The 20,639-nt window shown below is 63.9% G+C and carries 16 protein-coding genes; 2 read left to right on the top strand and 14 right to left on the bottom strand.

Annotated features, from left to right (window positions below; genetic code table 11):
- Positions 1–82: 82 nt before the first annotated feature.
- The 5 genes from C811_RS13500 to dnaK form a co-directional block, all read right to left on the bottom strand.
- Positions 83–2,896 (bottom strand): ATP-dependent Clp protease ATP-binding subunit, encoded by a 2,814-nt coding sequence (locus tag C811_RS13500; RefSeq protein ID WP_016310228.1) that lies wholly within the window; start codon positions 2,894–2,896, stop codon positions 83–85.
- Between the two features lie 180 nt (positions 2,897–3,076).
- Positions 3,077–3,451 (bottom strand): heat shock protein transcriptional repressor HspR, encoded by a 375-nt coding sequence (locus C811_RS13495; protein WP_016310227.1) that lies wholly within the window; start codon positions 3,449–3,451, stop codon positions 3,077–3,079.
- The gene (locus C811_RS13490; RefSeq protein WP_016310226.1) at positions 3,442–4,404 is read right to left on the bottom strand and encodes a DnaJ C-terminal domain-containing protein; all 963 of its coding nucleotides are present in this window, start codon (positions 4,402–4,404) and stop codon (positions 3,442–3,444) included. Before C811_RS13490 ends, C811_RS13495 begins: the two co-directional genes overlap by 10 nt.
- Positions 4,405–4,473: 69 nt before the next feature.
- The gene (locus C811_RS13485; RefSeq protein ID WP_016310225.1) at positions 4,474–5,157 is read right to left on the bottom strand and encodes a nucleotide exchange factor GrpE; all 684 of its coding nucleotides are present in this window, start codon (positions 5,155–5,157) and stop codon (positions 4,474–4,476) included.
- Between the two features lie 5 nt (positions 5,158–5,162).
- The gene (gene dnaK, locus C811_RS13480; RefSeq protein ID WP_016310224.1) at positions 5,163–7,067 is read right to left on the bottom strand and encodes a molecular chaperone DnaK; all 1,905 of its coding nucleotides are present in this window, start codon (positions 7,065–7,067) and stop codon (positions 5,163–5,165) included.
- Positions 7,068–7,450: 383 nt separating this feature from the next.
- Between dnaK and C811_RS13475 the strand changes: the two genes are divergently transcribed.
- Entirely contained in the window at positions 7,451–8,881 is a 1,431-nt protein-coding gene (locus C811_RS13475; RefSeq protein ID WP_016310223.1) for an ATP-binding protein, read from the top strand.
- A gap of 95 nt (positions 8,882–8,976) precedes the next feature.
- Here C811_RS13475 and C811_RS13470 read toward each other — a convergent pair whose 3' ends face one another.
- From C811_RS13470 to C811_RS13445, 6 genes are all read right to left on the bottom strand, one after another.
- On the bottom strand, positions 8,977–14,157 hold the full coding sequence (locus C811_RS13470) for an InlB B-repeat-containing protein (RefSeq protein ID WP_016310222.1): 5,181 nt from the start codon (positions 14,155–14,157) through the stop codon (positions 8,977–8,979).
- Positions 14,158–14,383: 226 nt separating this feature from the next.
- A complete protein-coding gene (locus C811_RS13465) occupies positions 14,384–14,884 on the bottom strand; it encodes a hypothetical protein (RefSeq protein ID WP_016310221.1) in 501 nt (166 codons plus the stop codon).
- Positions 14,885–15,097: 213 nt separating this feature from the next.
- A complete protein-coding gene (locus C811_RS13460; protein ID WP_016310220.1) occupies positions 15,098–15,286 on the bottom strand; it encodes a 4Fe-4S binding protein in 189 nt (62 codons plus the stop codon).
- A 197-nt stretch (positions 15,287–15,483) separates the two neighbouring features.
- Positions 15,484–16,509, bottom strand: a complete 1,026-nt coding sequence (gene hypE, locus C811_RS13455; protein WP_031325410.1) for a hydrogenase expression/formation protein HypE — start codon at positions 16,507–16,509, stop codon at positions 15,484–15,486.
- Positions 16,509–16,931, bottom strand: coding sequence for a nickel-responsive transcriptional regulator NikR (nikR, locus tag C811_RS13450; protein ID WP_016310218.1), 423 nt, complete (start codon positions 16,929–16,931; stop codon positions 16,509–16,511). The genes hypE and nikR overlap by 1 nt, the downstream gene beginning before the upstream one ends.
- A 2-nt stretch (positions 16,932–16,933) precedes the next feature.
- Entirely contained in the window at positions 16,934–17,188 is a 255-nt protein-coding gene (locus C811_RS13445) for a hypothetical protein (protein ID WP_016310217.1), read from the bottom strand.
- A gap of 88 nt (positions 17,189–17,276) precedes the next feature.
- Here C811_RS13445 and C811_RS13440 point away from each other — a divergent pair, with 88 nt between their 5' ends.
- Entirely contained in the window at positions 17,277–17,720 is a 444-nt protein-coding gene (locus tag C811_RS13440; RefSeq protein WP_136433721.1) for a hypothetical protein, read from the top strand.
- A 126-nt stretch (positions 17,721–17,846) separates the two neighbouring features.
- Here C811_RS13440 and C811_RS13435 read toward each other — a convergent pair whose 3' ends face one another.
- The 3 genes from C811_RS13435 to C811_RS13425 all read right to left on the bottom strand — a co-directional run bounded on the left by C811_RS13435 (position 17,847) and on the right by C811_RS13425 (position 20,570).
- On the bottom strand, positions 17,847–19,259 hold the full coding sequence (locus C811_RS13435) for a phosphohexomutase domain-containing protein (RefSeq protein ID WP_016310215.1): 1,413 nt from the start codon (positions 19,257–19,259) through the stop codon (positions 17,847–17,849).
- A gap of 127 nt (positions 19,260–19,386) precedes the next feature.
- Positions 19,387–19,848, bottom strand: coding sequence for a VanZ family protein (locus tag C811_RS13430; RefSeq protein WP_016310214.1), 462 nt, complete (start codon positions 19,846–19,848; stop codon positions 19,387–19,389).
- 17 nt (positions 19,849–19,865) lie between these two features.
- Positions 19,866–20,570 carry an HAD family hydrolase gene (locus C811_RS13425; RefSeq protein WP_016310213.1) on the bottom strand — a complete coding sequence of 235 codons (705 nt, stop codon included), beginning with the start codon at positions 20,568–20,570 and terminating at the stop codon, positions 19,866–19,868.
- Positions 20,571–20,639 lie beyond the last annotated feature (69 nt).

Genomic DNA, 20,639 nt, shown 5'->3' with positions numbered 1-20,639 from the left:
CCGAAGGAGAACAGCGGAGCGGGGGTTCGGGCGATAATGCCGGAAACCGGTGCGCGGAGGGGCGAGGTCGCCCCTCCTTTTACTAGGCGATGGGATCCTCGCCGAGGTCGCCGTTGCTCAGAGTATCCAGATCCTGCAGGGCCTCCTTCGGGTCGGCACCGGCGGTGAGGAAGCTCGGGTCGTCCAGGTTCAGGCCGTCCAAGTCCATCGGCCCCTCGATGCGGCAGGCGTAGTTGCCCTCGGCGTCCAGGTCGATGAGCACGTGGCTGCGGTCGCGCAGCTCGCCCGAGATGACCTTCTCGGCGATGCGGTCCACCACCTCGCGCTGGATGAGGCGCTTCAGCGGGCGGGCGCCGTACACCGGGTCGTAGCCGTCGATGGCCAAGTGCTCCATGGCCGCCGGCGTGACGTCCAGCGTGATGTGGCGTGCCTGCAAGCGGTCGCGCACCTCTTCCAACTGCAAATCCACGATAGGCTCGATGGCCGAGATGGACAGCTCGTTGAAGGTGATGACGTCGTCGATGCGGTTCAAAAACTCGGGGCGGAACGTGGAAGACAGGGCGTCCTGAATCTTGTTCGCGAACTCCTGCATGCGCTTGGCGGCCTGCTCGGGCGTCATGGACATCATCTTCTCGGCCATCTCGCCCATGGTCTCGCCGCCCGTGGCCTGGGCCTCGTCGAAGGCACGGCCCTCGGCAGCGTGCTCGCGGATGATCTGGCTTCCCACGTTGGAGGTCATGATGATGATGCAGTTCTTGAAGTTCACGACCCGACCCTGACCGTCGGTGAGGCGGCCGTCATCGAGCACCTGCAACAGGATGTTGAACACATCGGGATGGGCCTTCTCCATCTCGTCGAGCAGCACCACGCAGTAGGGGTTGCGGCGCACGGCCTCGGTCAGCTGGCCGCCCTCGTCGTAGCCCACGTATCCCGGAGGCGCTCCGATCAGGCGCTGCACGGAGAACTTCTCCATGTACTCGGACATGTCGATGCGCACCATGGCCTTCTCGGAATCGAACAGGTACTCGGCGAGCGTCTTGGCTAGCTCGGTCTTGCCCACGCCGGTGGGGCCGAGGAACAAAAAGCTGCCGATGGGGCGGTTCGGGTCGGATAGCCCCGCGCGGTTGCGGCGGATGGCGCCGGCCACCACGCCCACGGCCTCGTCCTGGCCGATGACGCGGCCCTTCAGCACTTCCTCCAGGTCAACGAGCTTCTCCATCTCGCCCTGCATCATCTTGGCCACGGGAATGCCCGTCCAGGCGGCCACCACCGAGGCGATCTCCTCCTCGGAGACCTCCTCCTTCAAAATGGCGCCGTCCTGCTGCTTCGTTTTCACGGCTTCCTCGGCCACGTGCAATTGTTGCTGCAGCTGGGGAATGCGCGAGTAGCGAATCTCGGAGGCCAGCTGCAGGTTGCCCTCGCGAGTGGCACGTTCCTCATCAAGCTGGGCGCTTTCCAACTCGGCCTTGAGGTTCTGCACGCCCACGATGGCGTCCTTCTCGTTCTGCCACTCGGCCTTTTGGGCATCCAGCGCCTCGCGGGCGGCGGCGATATCGTGGCGCAGCTTCTCCAGGCGCTCCTGGGAGGCCCTGTCGGTCTCCTTCATGAGGGCCTGCTCCTCGATCTGCATCTGAATGAGCTTGCGCTCGGCGGCGTCCACCTCCTCGGGCATGGAGTCGATCTCGATGCGCAGGCGGCTGGCCGCCTCATCCATAAGATCGATGGCCTTGTCGGGCAGGAAGCGGTCGGTGATGTAGCGGTCGGACAGCTCCGCCGCGCTCACGATGGCGCCGTCGGTGATGCGCACGCCGTGGTGAATCTCGTACTTCTCCTTCAGGCCGCGCAAAATGGCGATGGTATCCTCCACCGTGGGCTCGCTTACGAGCACCGTTTGGAAACGACGCTCCAGGGCGGCGTCCTTCTCGATGTACTTGCGGTACTCGTCGAGCGTGGTGGCGCCGATGGCACGCAGCTCGCCGCGGGCGAGCGCCGGCTTCAGCATGTTGCCCGCGTCCAGGGAGGAATCGCCGCCGGCACCGGCTCCGACAATGGTGTGCAGCTCATCGATGAACAGGATGATGTTGCCGTCGGCTTCCTTCACCTCGCGCAGCACATTCTTCAAGCGGTCCTCGAACTCGCCGCGGTACTTCGCACCGGCCATCATGGCGCCCAGGTCGAGCGACACGATCTCGCGGTCCTTCAGGGAAGAGGGCACATCGCCGGCCACGATGCGCTGGGCCAGACCCTCCACGATGGCGGTCTTGCCGGTGCCCGGCTCGCCGATAAGCACCGGGTTGTTCTTCGTGCGGCGCGAGAGCACCTGGATGGTGCGGCGAATTTCCTCGTTGCGGCCGATGACCGGGTCCAGCTTGCCCTCGCGAGCTTGCTGGGTGAGGTTCTGGCCAAACTGCTCCAAGGCCTCGAACTGGGTCTTGTCGGTCTGGGAAGTCACGCGGGTGTCGCCGCGCAGGCTCTCGTAGGCCGCCTCGATGTTCTTGCGGGTGATGCCCGCCGTGGTAAGGATACGGCCAGCCGCGCCCTTGTCCTCGGACAGGGCGATGAGCAAGTGCTCACTCGTAGCGTAGCTGTCGCCCAACTTCTCGGCGATCTTCACGGAATTGTCGATGACCTTGATGAGGTCCTGACCGGGAATGGCCATGGGGGCGGCGCCGGTCTGCTTGGGCATCTTGGCAATCTCGTCGGCCACGTTCTGGGACAGCCAGACCGGGTCGGCGCCGATGCGCTTCACGATGGCGGCGAGGTTGTTCTCGTCGGAATCGAGCAGCGCCTTCAGCAAATGAATGGGCTCGATGACGGCCGCATCGGCCTCGCCAGCCACGCCCATGGCGTTCTGGAAGGCCTCCTGCGCCGTCACCGCCAGTTTGTCTAGTCTCATAGGTTCTCCTTGTTTGTGTCTCTCTATCGGTCGGAACCGCCGGGTATTCCAATTCGCTCAGACAGTCCTCGCTTTGTGAAACAGGACGTTAAGTCCTGTTTCAGTCGCTGCGGAACTCGCTCGGTTGGAACACCCGCCGTTTCCTCTACGCTCAACCTTGGTTGAGCAGGTGGGGAGCAGCTACGGAAGTCGTCGGGGCGTCACGCGGACGATGGCGCCGACGGTTGCGCGGTTCTCCAGTTCTCGCACGCGATCAGCGAGGCGTCGCACGCGGCCGTGCAAGTCCTCCACCTCGCCTTCGCGCTCGTCGAGCCGGCTCTGCAGATCAAGGATGCGCGTGACGCCGGCGAGGTTGATGCCCTCGCTCGTCAGCTCGTTGATGAGGTTGAGCCGGTCGATGTCGGCCTGGGAGTACATGCGCGTGTTGCCGCTGGTGCGACAGGGCGTCACCAGGCCCTTCTGCTCGTAGGAGCGCAGGGTCTGGGGATGCACCCCCGCCAGCTCGGCGGCAATGCTGATCATGTACAGCGGCCGGTTCCTATCGTCTAATCCCATGGTCTGATCTCCTTATCCGTTGCTGCTTGGAAATCTTCCATGGCCTTGGTTTGGGCCTCGTTCATCTCGGTGGGCACTTCCACCGCCACGCGAATCTTCAAGTTGCCGAACTGCCCCTTGTTCTTCACATCGGGCGCGCCCTTGCCCTTGATGGTGAGCACCTTGCCGTCTTGAGTGCCAGCGGGCACCTTCACCTTGATCTTCTTGCCGTCGGGCGTGGGCACCACGATGGAGGCACCCAGGGCCGCCTCGGCCACCGTGACCGGCAGGGTCACCGTCACGTCGGCCTTGTCGCGACCGAAGTAGGGGTGCTCGTCGATCTTCGTGGTGATGAGCAAGTCGCCGGCCGGGCCGCCGTTCTCGCCCAGGGCACCCTGGCCGCGCAATCGCACGCGACCGCCGTCCACGGCGCCGGCGGGCACCTTCACCGTGTGGGTGTCGGATTCGCTCTTGCCGGGAATGCGCACGGTGATGCGCTTCTCGGTGCCCTGCATGGCCTCGTCGAACGTCACATTCAACGTGACGTTCATATCCTGGCCGCGGCGGGGCTGGGGCTGCCCACCGAAGCCGCCACCGAAGTCCCAGTTGCTCCCAAACGCACCTTCACCGCTGCGAATGCTCTCCAGAATGTCGGCCCAGCTGCCGCCGAAGCCTCCTCCGGCGGTATAGCCGCCCCCGCCGCCGAAGATGTCCTCGACATTGAATCCCTGGCCGCCGCCCCATCCGTGGGGAATCTGGTTCTCGTTCGCGGTTCCGTACTGGTCGTAGAGATTGCGCTTCTTCTCGTCGCTCAGCACCTCGTAGGCCTCGTTCAACTCCTTGAACTTGGCCTCGTCGCCGCCGGCATCGGGATGATGCTTGCGGGCGAGCTTGCGGAACGCCTTCTTGATCTCGTCGGCCGTGGCAGTGCGCGGAACGCCTAGCGTTTTGTAATAATCAGGCGTGGACGCCATTCGTTCCACCTCCGTTACTTTTGTCTCTTGAACGCGAGAGCGGACCCGCAAGTCCGCCCCCGATCAGTCTTACTCTTCTTCCGGCTTCTCCCGCTTGGGGCCTCCTGTGGTGATGGTCACCATGGCGGGCCTGAGCACCTTGTCGCCCATGCGGTATCCGAGTTGGTATACCTGGGCGACGGTCTCGTCGGGAACGCTGGGGTCGTCCACCGTGCCCACGGCCTGGCAGGCTAGAGCGTCGAAGGCCTCCCCCTCGGGGTTGATGACCTCCAAGCCGCCCTTGGCGAGCGTGTCGGTCAACTTGGCCTGCACGGCTTTCACGCCGCCGAGCAGCCCGGCCTCGCCGTTGGTCTCGGCGTAGTCCACCGTGCGCACGAAATCGTCCAGCACCGGCAGGAGGCTCTCCATGAGCTTCTCCGTGGCCCGGGCCTTCTCGGCCTCGCGCTGCTCGGCCATGCGGCGGCGGTAGGTGTCCCACTCGGCGTGCAGGCGCACGTACTTGTCCTGCCAGTCGGCCGCTTCGGCCTTGGCGGCGGCCACGGCCTCGGACTCCTCGATCACGCCGGCCACGGCTTCCGCGGCGGCCTTCTCGAGTTCTTCGTCCAGCTGGCCGTCCTCATTGGCCTCGATCACCTCGGCATCGGCGATAACCTCCGCCGGCGCGGTGCCATCGGCGGGGGAAGCCGCCGCGGGGGCGGCTTCCTCGGGTTCAGGGGTAGAAGAGGTGACTTGGTCCTTATCGGGCGTCGTCATCGGTCTTACTTCCCTTCCTTCTCGTCGTCCACGACCTCGTAGTCGGCCTCGATGGTGTCATCGGCCGGAGCGGTCTCAGCAGCAGCGGCCTGGGCGCCGGCGGCCGCGCCCTCGGTGGAGTACACGACCTCGGCCAGCTTGTAGCCCGCCTGCTGGATCTTCTCCGTGGCGGCCTTGATGGCGTCGATGTCGGTGCCCTCAAGGGCGGTCTTGGTCTCGGCGATGGCCTCCTCGGCCTGGGTCTTGGTGTCAGCCGGCACCTTGTCGCCCAGCTCGTCGAGGGTCTGCTGGGTGGCGTTCACGAGCGCGTCGGCGTTGTTGCGCACCTCGGCCTCTTCCTTGCGAGCGGCATCCTCTTCGGCGTGCTGCTCGGCATCCTTCACCATGCGGTCCACTTCGTCATCGGACAGGGCGGTGGAGCCGGAGATGGTGATCTGCTGCTGCTTGCCGGTGCCCAGATCCTTAGCGGACACGTTCACGATGCCGTTGGCGTCGATGTCGAAGGTCACCTCGATCTGCGGCACGCCGCGGCGGGCGGCCGGAATGCCGGTCAGCTGGAAGCGGCCCAGGGTCTTGTTGCCCGCGGCCATCTCGCGCTCGCCCTGCAGGACGTGCACCTCGACGGAGGTCTGGTTGTCGGCGGCGGTGGAGTAGATCTCGGTCTTGCGGGTCGGGATGGTGGTGTTGCGCTCGATCATCTTGGTCATCACGCCGCCCATGGTCTCAACGCCCAGGGACAGCGGGGTAACGTCCAAAAGCAGGATGCCCTGCACGTCGCCGGCCAAGACACCGCCCTGCACGGCAGCGCCCATGGCCACCACCTCGTCCGGGTTCACGGACATGTTCGGGGCCTTGCCGGTGAGGGTCTTCACCAGCTCCTGCACGGCGGGCATACGGGTGGAGCCGCCGACGAGGATGACCTCGTCCACCTCGCCCATCTTCAGGCCGGCATCCTTCAGCGCCTGCTCAACGGGCTTCTTGCAGCGATCCAGCAGGTCCTTGGTGATGCGCTCGAACTCGGCGCGGGTAAGCGTCAGGCCCAGGTGCTTCGGGCCGGAGGCGTCGGCCGTAATGAAGGGCAGGTTGATGTTGGTCTGGGTGGTGGAGGACAGCTCCATCTTCGCCTTCTCGGCGGCTTCCTTCAGGCGCTGCAGGGCCATGGGGTCCTTACGCAGGTCGATGCTGTTCTCAGCCTGGAACTTGTCGGCCATCCAGTCGATGATGCGCTGATCCCAATCATCGCCGCCCAGGTGGTTGTCGCCGGCGGTGGAGGCTACCTCGAACACGCCGTCGCCCAGCTCCAGCACCGACACATCGAAGGTGCCGCCGCCCAGGTCGAACACGAGGATCTTCTCATCATGGTCGACCTTGTCAAGGCCGTAGGCGAGCGCCGCCGCGGTGGGCTCGTTGATGATGCGCAGGACCTCGAGACCGGCGATCTTGCCGGCGTCCTTGGTGGCCTGGCGCTGCGCGTCGTTGAAGTAGGCCGGCACGGTGATGACAGCCTGGGTGATGGGCTGGCCCACCTGCTTCTCCGCGTCGGTCTTCAGCTTCTGAAGCACCATGGCGGAAATCTCCTCGGGAGTGTAGTCCTTTCCGTCGATATCGATGACGGCGCGGCCGTCCTTGCCCTTCTGAACCTTGTAGGAAACGGTCTTCTGCTCCTCGGGGGTCTCGTCGAAGGAGCGGCCGATGAAGCGCTTCACGGAGGAAACGGTGTTCTCCGGGTTGGTGACGGCCTGGTTCTTCGCGGCCTTGCCCACCACGCGCTCGCCGTCCTTGCGGAAGCCCTCGACGGACGGGGTGGTGCGGTCGCCCTCGGCGTTCACCAGGATTTCGGGCTCGGAGCCCTCCATGACGGCCATGGCGGAGTTCGTCGTGCCCAAGTCGATGCCAAGAATCTTAGCCATTGTGTACTGCCTCGCTTTCACAGTTCTGGTACAGATGAATGATGTTGAGGCGCAGTATAAAACCTTAGTCTACTGCTGTCAAGTTTCCTTAACGTCATCCAGTAAGCAAAGCTCACTTCTCTGCACAATACGCCCTTCTGCATGGGCCAAGCGAGGACGGCAGGGGTTTGTTACCAAACGAAGATATTGCCGTCATCAGGGAGAATAGCTGAATTACATGCCAAGAAGCCAATTCTCTGAGGCTACTTCTCATGAATGATCATTATGTGAATGCGAGTAAGAAATCTGAGTCGTTTTTCATTAAATCTTACCCATGACAGCCGTATCTTCGTTTCCTATAATGGCATGAACTGCTATTGCCTGGGTAAAGAGAGGTATTTTTCATGGCTGCGACGGACTCATCCCTGCCCATTGCCCGCCGTTCTGCCTGGCGTGACGACTGTATGGAAGTCGTCTGCGGAATCGCCAACGCCGGAGGCGGCCGGCTCGTGCTCGATGCCGACGTTGACGGCCGCGGTGTGGTCAAGCGCAAGACGAACCGTCTTATGAAGACGATCCCCAGTGCGGTTGCGGCGGCTCTCGGCCTCACCTGTGCCATGGAGCTCGTGCTCGAGGAGGGCCGCATGTGCCTGGAGGTGGTCGTCCCCCCTGCGCCTGAGCCCATCAGCTACCATGGCACGTTCTACCTGTACCAGAACAGCTTCAATACCGTTCTCGACAACGAGGCCCTGGATCGCCTCCTTCAGCCGGCGGCGGAAACCGATATGAAATGGGAGACGCGACCGGTCATCCAGGCGAGCCTTGACGACCTCAACATGGGCCTCGTCACACGTTACACGGGTGCGCTTCGCGACACCGACATCACCACTGATCTTGACGAAGTGGCCGCTATCGAGGAAAAACTTCGTCGCGCGGGCCTCATGACCGGCGTAGGAACGCCTACCAACGCAGGCATTCTCCTGCTTCACGATCAGCCGCAGCGCTACATTGCCGGAGCCACGGTGCGCATCGGCTTTTTCGGAGGACGGGCGGGAAGCCCTATCTTCGAAGACGAGGTGACCGGCTCGCTCATCGAGCAGGTGCACCGTACGGTCGAGCTGATTTTCGACAAGTACCTCGCCGACACCGGCCCCGTGCAGCCTCGGGGGACGCACGGCTCTCCCCCGCTTCCCCGCGATGCGGTGCACGAAGCCGTCTTGAACGCGGTGGCCCATAAGAACTACGAGAGCGGCACCCCCATCCAGGTCAGCGTTTTCGCCGATCGCCTCTGCATCGACAACGTCGGACGCCCTCCGCGCACCTGGACGGTAACCGCGCTTCTGGGTCGACACACCTCGCGACCGAACAACCCGAACCTGGTCAGCGCCTTGCGTTCGCTCGGCATCATCGACGGCTGGGGCAACGGGGTGGGGGCCATGCGCATGGAATGCATCGAGGCGGGGCTGCCCGAGCCCATCTTCGAACTGCGCGACGACGAGACCATGGTGTGCTTCCAGATGGACGAGGACAGCGTCATGCGCACCTCTCTTTCAGGCAACGACCCCGCGACCCACGCCTCGCTGACGCGCTCGGCGCTCTCCGACGCCCACGCAATGGCCCGCGAGGCCGCCCTACAGCACGACATCGGCCTGACCGCCAACGACGAGAAGGTGCTCTCGATGATCGACATCGACGGACGCCTTACGGCACCGCGCATTGCCAAGAGCCTCGGCGTGAGCGAAAGCACGGTGCGCCGCTCGTTCCGCCGGCTGCGCGACCTGGGCATCATCGATCGCGTCGGCTCCGACAAGGCGGGGTTCTGGCGCGTCCTGTAACAGCAAGCCGCATCCCTCGAACTACCCTAACAGCAAGAAGGGCGACCCGCAGGTCGCCCTTCTTTTGGGAGGGGGAAGGCTATCGAAGGGGGCCGTTAGGCGCCCAGACGCCGCGCAGCACGCTCAGTTGAGGCTTCCTCGGCCACAGCGCCGCCCGTCAGATCATCGTCAAGACGACCGGCCCGCCGTGCGCAACCCAGACGACGAAGCGCAACCGCCGCCGCGTAGGCGATGGTGAGCAGGACGCCGAGAGCCATCACCCAGTGCACCCAGCAGTGGGGCTCATCGAAGGCACCGAGGGCGTTAGGGTCGTCCTCGATGGTCTCGCCGCCGCGGCGCGTCACCATCGGCGTGGCGTCATCGCCGATCACATCGGCGTACACCGGCGCGGCCAGGTCGGCCATGCTCGCCGGTCGCGCCGCCTCCAGCAGCTCGCGAGCCGCCGACAAGGTGGTCACCGCAGCCGAGGTGGTGCGCGTGGAGGTGCGTGCGAGCGGCGTGCCCGCAACGGCCGTTCCCGCAACCGTCGCGTCTGTCACACCGCTTCCGTTGCCATCGCCCGGAGTCTGGAGGGGATACTGGTTGACCGACCCCGCTCCACCGGCCTGCGCCGGACCGATAGTGAACGTGCCCGGAATAACCGTGACAGCGTAGTTGTCATTCTGGCGATACCGAGCCGTCAGACCGCCCTCGTACACGCCCACCTCGTCGCCCTCGAAGGTGCGGACGAAGTCGATCGTGCCCAGATCGTCGCTGGCCACCAGCTCGCCTTCCACGATGGCGCCCTTGAAGAGGGGGTCGCGGGCTGTGGCAATCTTGTAGGAGTCTTCCACTGCGATGGTGATAGCCCGCGGAATGATGTTCACGCTCACAGTACCGGTAAACGTTCCATGGTCGGGGCACGTCACCGTGTAGCCCACCTCGTGATCGCCGGCATCTGTGTAAGCGGTATCGGCGTCGAAGACGATCTCGGCCTCGGGCGACGAATAGGCCAGCGCATGCTCCTGGCCGTCGTAGACGCCCACGTAGCCCTCAATGGTCACCGGGCAGGTGGTGGTGACAACCTTCACAGTGCCCAGTTTCGCGGTCACGACGTAGTTGCCCTGCTTGGCCGTGTAGCTGTTCCCCTCGGCAGCCCAGGTCAATTCGAAGCCGTTCTCCACTTCCTCGCCCACCTGAGAGGCAAAGCCGGTTGTACGGGCACCGATTGTCTCACCAGCCTGAAGGCCGCTAACGACGATTTGCTCGCTCGTGGCCACCGAGCCATCGAAGGGGTGAATGATAGAGCCCGTGGCCACCGTCAGCTCGGCAGGAGCCAGAGCCACCGACACCGTATCGGTCATAAAGATCTGGTTGCCATCGCGATCGAGAATAGCCACTTCGATACCGGAGGCGCTATCGGCCACGTCCTTGTAGGTGGGGAACAGGTTCGCGTTGGTGGTCCACGCGCCGTTCACCTTCATGGCCAGCTTCTCACCCTCCTTCAGCGCCAGGCCCGTCGGCACGGCAATGCGATGGGCGCGGCCGTCATAGACCCCCTGATAGGAGAAGCTCTTGCCAGTCAACCCCGACACGTCCAGCTTCCACTGGGCGTAGTACACCGTTTTGCCCGCCGGGAAGGTCTCGGGGAACTCGCTCACCGTCAGACCCTTGCCGTCGGCCTGGGTATTCCAGCCGGCGAAGAGGTAGCCGGGGCGAGACAGCGCGCCAGGCTCGGGGAAGTCGGCATTCACCGGAGCATCGGTCGTGCCCTGACGACCGGGCACCGAGCCGGTGGCGTCGGAGGCGTTCTTGTCGAAGACGATGGTGGCCGCGTCAGCCTCCCAGCGAGCCGTGTAAACGGTCTCACCTGCGGGCAGCGTCTCGGGAAGGGCGGCCAGCTCGTTACCCTCGGCATCGAACCAGCCGAGGAACGTGTAGCCCGCGCGCTCCGTCGCCGGCAGCGCAACGCCGGCCAGGCTCTCGCCCGTCTTGCCCTCGATGTCGGAAACCGCGCTGCCGCCGTTGGCATCGAAGCGCAGAGCCGCATCCTCGGCGGTATAGCGGGCCTCGAAGGCCGTCGCGCGGCTCACAGGAGCAGCGAGATCGGCCGCCGCATCGGAGCCCCGCTCGGCCCAGCCGGCGAACACATAGCCGGCTGCGGGAATGACCGACGGTACCGCCGGAATCATATCGCCCCGCAGGCAGCGGTAGGTCACGACCGAGCCCTCCTGCACGGCGCCCTCGCCGAAGCTGGAGGCATCCAACGTACCAAGCTCGCCGGCGCCGAAGGAAACGGCGAGGCGCTTCTGCAGGTAGATCTTCAGCACCGGCGTCTCGCCGCTCTCGCTGATCCAGCCCTCGTACACACGGCCCACGGCATTCTCGTCAACCGCATAGAAAGCAGGATCGTAGTCGGCGGGCCAGTTGTCGGAATGAGTGACGGCCGCACCGCGCAGGTCGCGGTACTTGTCGTCATCCTGTACCACGGCGGCGGTATTGACGACGCCAGTGCGACTCGTAGAGCAGTTCGGCACATCGGGGTAGAGCCCGTCATCGCCCATAAGGTAATATTCAACCGTATAGGGGCGAAGATCGCCGAAGTTCAGGTTCACAGCGGTGAAGCGGGCGACATAGGTTGTATCCGCGTAGGCGCCGTTGCTCTCGCGGTTTAGGTTCTGCCGGGCCAGCTCAGCCGTCAGCTCGGCTCCGGCAACATCGCTGCCGGCGCTCGTGTCAATGGCGATCGGGCCCTCGGGAGTCATCTTGTACCACCCGCTGAACTGCCAGCCGAGCAAAGCCTCCGCCGTTGCACCGCGCACGCCCTCCGCCGTGTCGACGATCATATCTCCGTCGACGATCACCTCGCCATAGTTGTAGACGACGTCGCGCTTAAGGTAGCCGCCTTCGTTACGCTGCACTTGATAGGTAACTGAATAGCGTTGCGCGGGATCTTCCTCGTACTTCGCATAGTACTTCGTGTTGCCTGCCGGGAAAGCACTCGGAAGCTCGTTGAGAGGCGCACCGGCGAACTTGTCGTTGTCGTACCAACCAACAAAGCGATAGCCCACCCGCGTCGGCGTCGGCAGCTCGCCGTTTTCCAGCGCAGAGCCCGTCTTGCCTTCGAGAACGGAAGCGGCGTCGCCCAGCGACCCCTCGCGCGCATCGAAGGTAATGGTAGCCGTGGCGGCCTTCCACTGAGCCTCGTACTCAATGTCAGCATCATTTCTCATGATGCGGCTCAGGCCTGCTTCATTAAGAGACACGCCGCCCTTAGCACGCCATCCCTCGAACGTGTAGCCGAAGCGCTTCGGTGCATCGAGCAACCAGTAGGCACCGCCCACGTCAGCGCGCACCGCCTTCACCTCGGTCGTGCCGTCATCGAACGTGCCGCCCATCGGGTCGAAGGACACCGTCCTCGCGCCCACCGTGAGGTAGCGGGCATAGAACGTTGCCGAAACCCCCTCAGCATAGGTACGCGGTGCCTTGGTGCGGAATGTCGTGTCGGTGTACCAGCCGTCGAAGTGGTACTTCACCGTATCGCCCACGGTCTTCACCGCCGGATAAGTCACGCCATCCACCGTCAGCGAGGTAGCCGAATCGTTGTAGCCGTTCAGCTCCACGGCAGCATCGCCGTTGCTGTGCAGAATCGAGCGCACCTCGCTGCCCGAGGGAGTCTGCACCGCATAGGACAGCGTGTAATGCTTCTCGGGCACCTCGATGTTCATCTGCACATATATATGATGGGCCGCCGTCGGGCTTACCGCCGTGCCGTTATAGCCGGTCGAGTTAATCTTGCCCGTAAACACCACCGGCTCGTAAGTGTAGTTCCACGAGGCATCGTATTTCATCTTTGAGGCGGTGCCGTTCTGGGCGCCGTCAATAGAGCCGTTGAAGTACGCAGCCAGGCCCGTACGCACCTCGGTGTCGGACGGCGCCTCCGCGATAAGGTCGCTCAGGCGAATAACGCGATCGCCCACCACGCTGCCATTCACAAGCTGGGAGACCTTATCGTAGCCAGCGGGAACGTTTACCACGCCGGAGCCCATGTACTGGGCCTGGCCCAGATCTGCAGCTGCGCCATCCGCCGTGGGCGGCAGGAAGTAGAAGTGCGCGATCTCGCTCGTTGCGGGGGCGGCTTTCACCGTGATCTCGTAGACTGCGTCGGTGTCGCAGCGCACCGTCGCGGTGCCCGGCGCAACGGCGTCAACTGTCACGCGCTGAGCGTTCGTGTTCCGAACCGCCGCCACTGCCGTATCGCTTGTTTCCCACTGATGGTTGACGTGCAGGCCAGAACAGGAAAGGGCTCGGGATTCGCCCACATAGAGCACAATGCTCTGGGCCTCAGGCGCGGGCTCAGACTCGTTCTCAGGCGCAGGCGCTGGCTCGGGAACGGCCTCTTCGTCGCTTTCGGGATCGGTGGCGGGCTGCTCGGGAACGGCGGCATTGCCCGGCTCGGGCTCGGGAGTCGCAGGCTGCTCAGGAGCAGCAGGAGCCTCCGGCTCGGGAGAAGAGCCCTCGGCGTTCTCCGCAGCTTCGCCCTCGGTCTCCTCTTGACCCGCACCCTTGTCGTTTGCAGACTCGATCAGGGCGAACGCATAGACACCGGATGCGGTCTCGAGCGGGAAGGCCACGGCCGTCAGCTCCGGAACGAGCCCGGCGGGAGCATTGAGCTTCTGAGCCTCACCCTCGCCGATCATGCGGAACGCCGTTGCGTCGAAGGCAGGAATGCCCTCGCTTGTCAGGAAGGCCACGGCTCCCCGAACATCGGCGAGCTCGTTCCCCTCGCTGTCGACGATTTCAACCTTGTAGGCGCGCACCGTGCCAAGGCGCTGGTCTTCGCCAATGGCCTGAGCCAGAGCAGACTCAACGATGTCGGTCAGGGCGTTTTCCACCCGCACCTCGGCATCTGCGGGAAACGTCGTGCCCACCGGCGCTTGCACGCGAACGGTGGCGCCGTCGTTGGCCTCGCCTTCCAGCTCCGCAAGGCCTGCCGTCAGCGTTCCGCCGAGGTCATCCGTATCATCCGTCGAATCTTCCTCGGCATCTTCGCCATTCTCGACGACACCATCGGGCTCCTCGGGGGTGTTGGGAGCGGAGAAGCCGTCTTCCCCCTCGGGCATTGCCACGTCGTTCACGGCCAGCGACATCTCATCGGAAGAACCCTCGCCCTCGTCGGCCACCGCCAAAGTTGCGGGGGTGAACGACGAAAGCGCCAGCAGAGCCGTGAGGGCGACGGCAACCGCCTTGCCCTCAACCGTGCTGCGCGCCTCAACGAACCGCTCGATTGCCTTCATAGCTACCTGCACTCCTTTATCCTCGCGACCGAGAAGCCGCCTCCCTGCACTCTTGCAGGGGAAACTACTCTGAGACCGATTCTCATTCGATGATGAGTGTACCGATCATTTAATGGGAAAACGAGACTTGTTATGGGAGTTGCTAGGTTATTGACAGGCAAATGAATGTCTAAATGATGCCGATTTGTTACGCTGCGGTGGAAAAGCTGTCACGAACGGCAGCCGATTAAGCGGCGGTTTCGCCGACCAATGCCGCCAACTCCGCCTGGTTGCGGAACGGGTGGGGCGTGTCGGGACGACGAACCTCCACCACCTCGCCCTCCCATATGCGCCCATTCTCGGCAAAGCGCTCTGTGCGCACAATGGTTTGGAAGCGCACGCGCGAATTCGCCGGCAGCTCAGCCAAATCGAAGGAATAGGTAAGGTTGGACAGCACCTTCCGCATGGCATCGACCGAGGAGGAGCCGGGATCCAGGCGCAGAACGCCTATCTCGCAGTTGTACACCAAGCCCGGCGCGAGAAACACCGTGCGAATACGCTCCTGCCGCTTCTTCTCCGCCCAATGGATAACCAGACAGCCGGCGATGATGACCACCCACCACACAGCCGTTACCACCACGTCAATCGGGTTGTCGACCAGATTGAACTCCAGCGCCTGCCAGAGCCACAGGAACACCAGCGAGGCCACAAGCAAAATGGCAGCTATGATCCAGTTGCTCTTTCTCATGGTTTCGCTTCACGCTTTCGTCTTGCGCAACCTTGGCGGTTGCCCGTCTTCTCTCTGAAAGAACTATATCACAAAAGGTCACCGTTGAATGCCGTGTACACCTGCGGCAACGCACGGTCGCCCCAATGCAGGCAGACCTGCCACCGGAAGGGCAGCAGGTCTGCTCGTTCGCTTTGACCCGATCGCTCCGCTGAGCGCTCGGAACGTGAAGGGCTAGTCCTCGACGATCTCAGGAATAGCGCCCATGGGGCACTCTTCCACGCAGTCGCCGCAGGCAATGCAGGCATCCTCGTTCACGGCGTCGGCAACGCCGTTGACGACCTCGAGCACTTCCTGGGGGCACGCGTCGACGCAGATGCCGCAGCCGATGCACTCGTCAGCTTCAATAACCGGATGAGACATGGGAAGCTCCTTCGTTCAAATATTGTTCCTCGTCTTTGAGGGCAGGAAGCACAGCTCCCAACCACATTGCGCAAGATACCATGAAAGCAGCAACGCGCAAGTAGGAATCCGGAACTTCTCAGGGAGCGGTTTAGGTGTTGACAAACCGCCGCATAACGGCCCGTAGAAGATCGTGCGGAGTCGACGGCGCCTTGCTCCTAGCAGATGCGGGGAAGCTGCTCTCCCACGAGCATATCCAGGATGCGCGTGCTGCCGAACGACGTGCGCAGGAACACCTTTGGGCCGCGGGCCGGATCGGCTTCGCCCACCTGCCCGATGATAGCAGCATCGGCTCCGTAAGGGTTCGCGCGCATGGCAGCCAGGGCCGCCTCGGCCTCGTCGGCGGCCACCACGCACACTATCTTGCCCTCGTTGGCCACCTGCAGCACATCGTAGCCGAGCATCTCGCAGGCGCCGAGCACCGCGTCCTTCACGGGAACGGCGCCCTCGTCCACGGTGATATCGGTGTTCGACTGCGCCGCCAGTTCGTTGAGCGTGGAAGCCAGGCCGCCGCGCGTAGGATCGCGGAAGCAGCGTGTATGGGGCGCTGCGGCCAGCACCTCGGCGATGAGGTGGTTGAGCGGAGCCGCGTCGCTTTCGATGGCAGCCGAGAAATTCAACCCTTCGCGACAGCTCATGATGGTGATGCCGTGGTCGCCCAGCGTACCGCTCACAAGCACTGCATCGCCCGGGCGAATTTGCGCGCCGCCCAGGCTCACGCCTGCCGGCACCGCGCCGACGCCGCTTGTGTTGATGTAGATGCCGTCGCCGTGGCCGCGGTTGACCACCTTGGTGTCGCCGGTCACAATGCGCACCCCGGCCTCCTTCGCGCAGGAGGCCATGGAGGCGCAAATGCGACGCAGGTCGTCCATGGGAAAGCCCTCTTCCAAGATGAAGGCGCAGGACAGGTACAACGGACGGGCGCCCGAGGTAGCCACGTCGTTCACCGTGCCGCACACGGCCAGGCGCCCGATGTCGCCGCCGGGAAAGAAGTGCGGCGTTACCACGAAGCTATCGGTGGAATACGCAATGCGCTCGTCGGGGCCCAGGGCCGAAAGCACCGCAGCATCATCGCCCACAAGCAGCTCATCGGTGCCGTAAGCCTCGAAGAACACCTCGTCGATAATGCGCTTCATCATCGATCCGCCCGAGCCGTGGCCGAGCATTACCCTCTCATCTGCCATTACAAATGCCTTCCCGTGGTCGTGAGCACCAGCTTGCCGTTCTTCACGCCCTTCGTACCCAGAATGAGGTTCGCCACGCTCTGCACGAGACCCGTCTCGCCGCGCATGACGATAACCTCCAGACACATATGCTCGTCCACATGCACGTGCATCGTGGAGATAATGGTGTCGAAATAGTCGTGCTGAATGGTATGCAGCTTCTCCTGCAAGTCGTTGGAATGGTGGTCGTAAATGATGGTGAGCGTGCCCATGACGAGCGAGCCGGGCGTAGCGCATTCCTCTTCCACCAGGGCGTCGCGCACCAGATCGCGCACCACTTCGCTGCGATTCTTCGCCAAGCCACGTCGGGCCACCAGCTGGTCGAACTCAATCAGCAGGTCCTCCGGCATGGCCACCGAGAACCGAACCAGGTCGTTGCTCATGGCTACACGCGGGAAACGGTGAAGCCGGCCGCCTCGGTGGCGTCGTCTTCCATGGCGTCCTTCGCCTCGTCAAGTGCTGCGCGCACCTCGTCTAGCAGATGCATGACGTCGTGCAGCTTCTCCCCCACCGTGGCAAACCCGGCGTCCGAGGCCAAATGTCCCAGATCGTGCGCATGACGGCGCTCCAGCTTGATATGGTCGTCGATCTGGTCGATCATCATCTCGAGCTGGCCGGTGTTGACTCCGTTGGTGCACATGGCGCGCCTCCTTTTGCGCTACTATATATCGATAGTTCCTTTTTATCGCGAACGCCCTTCCAGCGCAAGATGGAGTGTGAATTTTTCCGTGAGTAGTAACATGTTCGAGGTGACGGGCGAGTCAGTGCTCGTGTTGTACGGATCCCACGTCACGGGCACGCCCGCAAGCACCCTCATGGTGTTAAGCGCGACGACCCTGAGCGCCGCCGCCCAAGGAGCCCTCGAGAAGTCGGCGACTTCCCTGGAGTTCGGAAACGCGCCTCTAGTCCTGGTGGTGGCCGAGGCCGACGAGGGAAAGCTCGGCGCCGAGGATGTGCGCACCATCGTGGAGGGGCTCGACCCGGTGGCACTCGTGGCCGCGGATGCCCTCAGTGCCGAACTGCTGTCGGCCGCCTACCGCATGCCGGTAGCACTGGACGCCTCCAATCGCCTGCTCGGCCGCACCGCCGTCATATTCGAGGATTTCGAGGGCATGATGGACACCCCCGAGGGCAAGCAACGCGCCTGGGCCCTTCTGAAGAAGCTGAGGTAGGGGCAACCGCTGCGAGGACTTCATCCGACAAGCGCGGCGGCTGGGAGGCGGCCGCTCGCTTGCCGGACAAAGCAAGGGGGCGCCTGAGGCGCCCCCGATTGGAAACATTGGATGTGCGACGGCTCGCTACAAGCCCACGACCACGGCCTCGGCGGCATCCAAGAGCTCGCTCACCTCGTCGGTCGTAGCGGCCTCGGCGTAGATGCGCACGAGGGGCTCGGTGCCGGAGGGGCGCATCATGACCCAGGCATCCCCTTCCAGCAAGAGCTTCACGCCGTCGCGGCGATCCACGTCGATCACGCGCTTGCCGGCCACCTCGTCGGCCGTGTAAGAGGGCACCGTCTCGGCACGGAAGCGCTCCATCTGCTCGGGGGTGATGGAAAGCCCGCGGCGGGCGAATTCCAGGCGTCCGATGTCGGCAAGCATGTCGTCGATGAGCGTGCCGAGGTCCTTGCCGGACTGGGCCATGCACTCGGTGAGCAGCAGCGCCATCAGCAGGCCGTCGCGCTCCTTCACGTGATTGGGAAGGCCGATGCCGCCGGACTCCTCGCCGCCGATCATGACGCCGCCCTTCTCCATCTCACCGTAGATCCACTTGAAGCCCACGGGCGTGCTGACCAGCTCAAGCCCCAGCTTGCGGCACATGCGGTCGAGCATGGCCGAGGCCGTGATGGTGGACACCACGCGGCCCGTCTCACCGCGGTCGACCATGTGCTTGGTGAGCAGCGTGATAATGCGGTGCGCGTTCACGTAGTTGCCCTGAGCGTCGCCGGCGGCAATGCGGTCGGCGTCGCCGTCGTTGATGAACAGCGCGTCATACCCCAGCTCGGCCACCTTCGCCAGACCCTCGTCAACCCAGGGCTGGATGGGCTCGGGGTGCAGCCCGGCGAACGTGGGGTCCTCGCCGTTGTGGATTTCCACCACTTCCACACCCATATCGCGCAGAAGGTCGGCCAGGTAATGGCGACCGGCGCCGTAAAGCGGGTCGCACACCACGCGCAGGCCGGCGGCGCGAATGGCCTCCACGTCCACCAGCTCGCGCAGTGCGGCCAGATACTCGGTCATCAGATCGACGGTCCGGAAGGGGCCGAGCACGTCGGCGGGCTCGGCCGGCAGCACCGCTTCCACCCGGTCGGTGAACTCAGCGGGGCTCGCGCCGCCATCGGCCATGCGCAGCTTCACCCCCAGATACTCGGCGGGATTGTGCGAGCTCGTGAGCATGATGCCGCCCACCGCGTCGTCGTTGTGGGCCACCGACCAGCAAAGCGTCGGCGTGGGGCAGTAGTCTTCCGTGAGAAGCACGTTGAAGCCGTGGCCCGCAGCCACTTGAGCAGCAAGCTCGGCATAGGCGTGGGCATCCTGGCGACAGTCGTGGCCGACGATGATCGTGCCGGGGGCATCGACGTCGCGGCCAGCCGCCACGGCTTCTTCCTTGAAGATACGCGCCGCGGCATCGATGACGCGAATCAGGTTATCGGGCGTGAAATCCTCCCCGATAATGGCGCGCCAGCCATCGGTTCCGAAATGAATGTCAGCCATGGTGCCTCCTTGGCGATGCTGCGAGTTAATAATGCCGTGCTGATTATAGATGATGAAAACGGCATGAGCCCGGAAGCCGGAGAAGACCTTCTCTCACAAGCAGGTTTTATCCGCCACCAGGAACCAATTATGCGGAGCGGTGCTCAGCTGCTCCGCCTCTTTTGGAAAGGGCAAGCACTATGACCGCCCCCAGCGTAGCGCCGAGGGTGTCGGTGAGCCAGTCGGCAGGGTCGCAGAGGCGGCCGGGGACGAAGGACTGGTGGAACTCGTCGGTTACCGCATAGGCGCTGGCCAGGGCGATGGCGGCCAGCACAAGGCGGCTCGACGAGGACTCCGGCCAGGTGCAGCGCAGAGCCACGAACAGCAGCGCGCCGAGCACCAGGTACTCGGTAAAGTGAGCCGCCACGTTCACCACGTCGGTTTCGGGACCGAACACGGGCGCGACAAGGCCCACCAGCCAGCGCTTCACCGCGGCCAGGGGGCCTTCCCCGTCGAAGTCGCTGCCCGTGTGGGCCGACATGAAGAAGATGACCGCCGCCCACAGGGCGACGAGCGCCCAGGAGAATATGATCTTTCCTCGATGAGGCATGGGGCTCCTTCGACTCGCTACACAGCTACGGACGCAAGGGCCACGATCTGCTCGGGGTTGCTGGCGAGCAAATCGGGCTCCCAGCCCTCAGCGGCGAAATCGGCCGGGTCGTGGTAGCCCCAGTCGACTCCCACCGCATAGCAGCCGGCGTTGCGGGCCGCGTGGATGTCTCCCGGCGAGTCGCCGATGTACACCGTGCGCGCGGGCGTGCTGCCCAGCTCCTCGATGGTGGCCAAGAGCCCCGTCGGATCCGGCTTGCGTGGGAAGTGTCCCTCGCCGCCCTCGCCGTGGGCCACGTCCACCTGGCCGGCAAGGCACTTCTCCACAATGAACGTCACGCCGCGATCGAACTTGTTCGAGAGAATACCCAGATTGCAGCCGTGCCTCCGCAGTTCGGCCAGCATGGACTCGATACCCGGATAGGGCTTCGTGAGGTCGTTCGGGTACCTGTCGTAGGCCTCTTTCCACCGCGCGAGGCACGCATCGGCCACCGCCGGCGGCGTGTCGGCGGGCACCGCCTGATAGATGAGCGCCGCCGCCCCGTTGCCCACGTAGGAGTTGATCTCCTCGCGAGTATGCGTGGGCATGTCGAACTCGGCCAGCACGTCGTTGGTAAGCACCATGAGATCGTCGAGGGTATCGAGCAGGGTGCCGTCCAAATCGAATATAAACGTGTCGAAGGGCGGCTCGAGGGCCTGGGCCTTCATTTCTTCAGCAGCCATGGGAATGGGGCTCCTTTGCGTAGGATCGTGCAGTCGTCCTCCTTAGGAAACCACGAACGGGCCGAAGCC

This window comes from Adlercreutzia caecimuris B7, from assembly GCF_000403355.2.
GTDB lineage: Bacteria > Actinomycetota > Coriobacteriia > Coriobacteriales > Eggerthellaceae > Adlercreutzia > Adlercreutzia caecimuris.
Note: the sequence above shows the minus strand (reverse complement) of the source record. Positions and strands in the feature narration are given on the sequence as shown.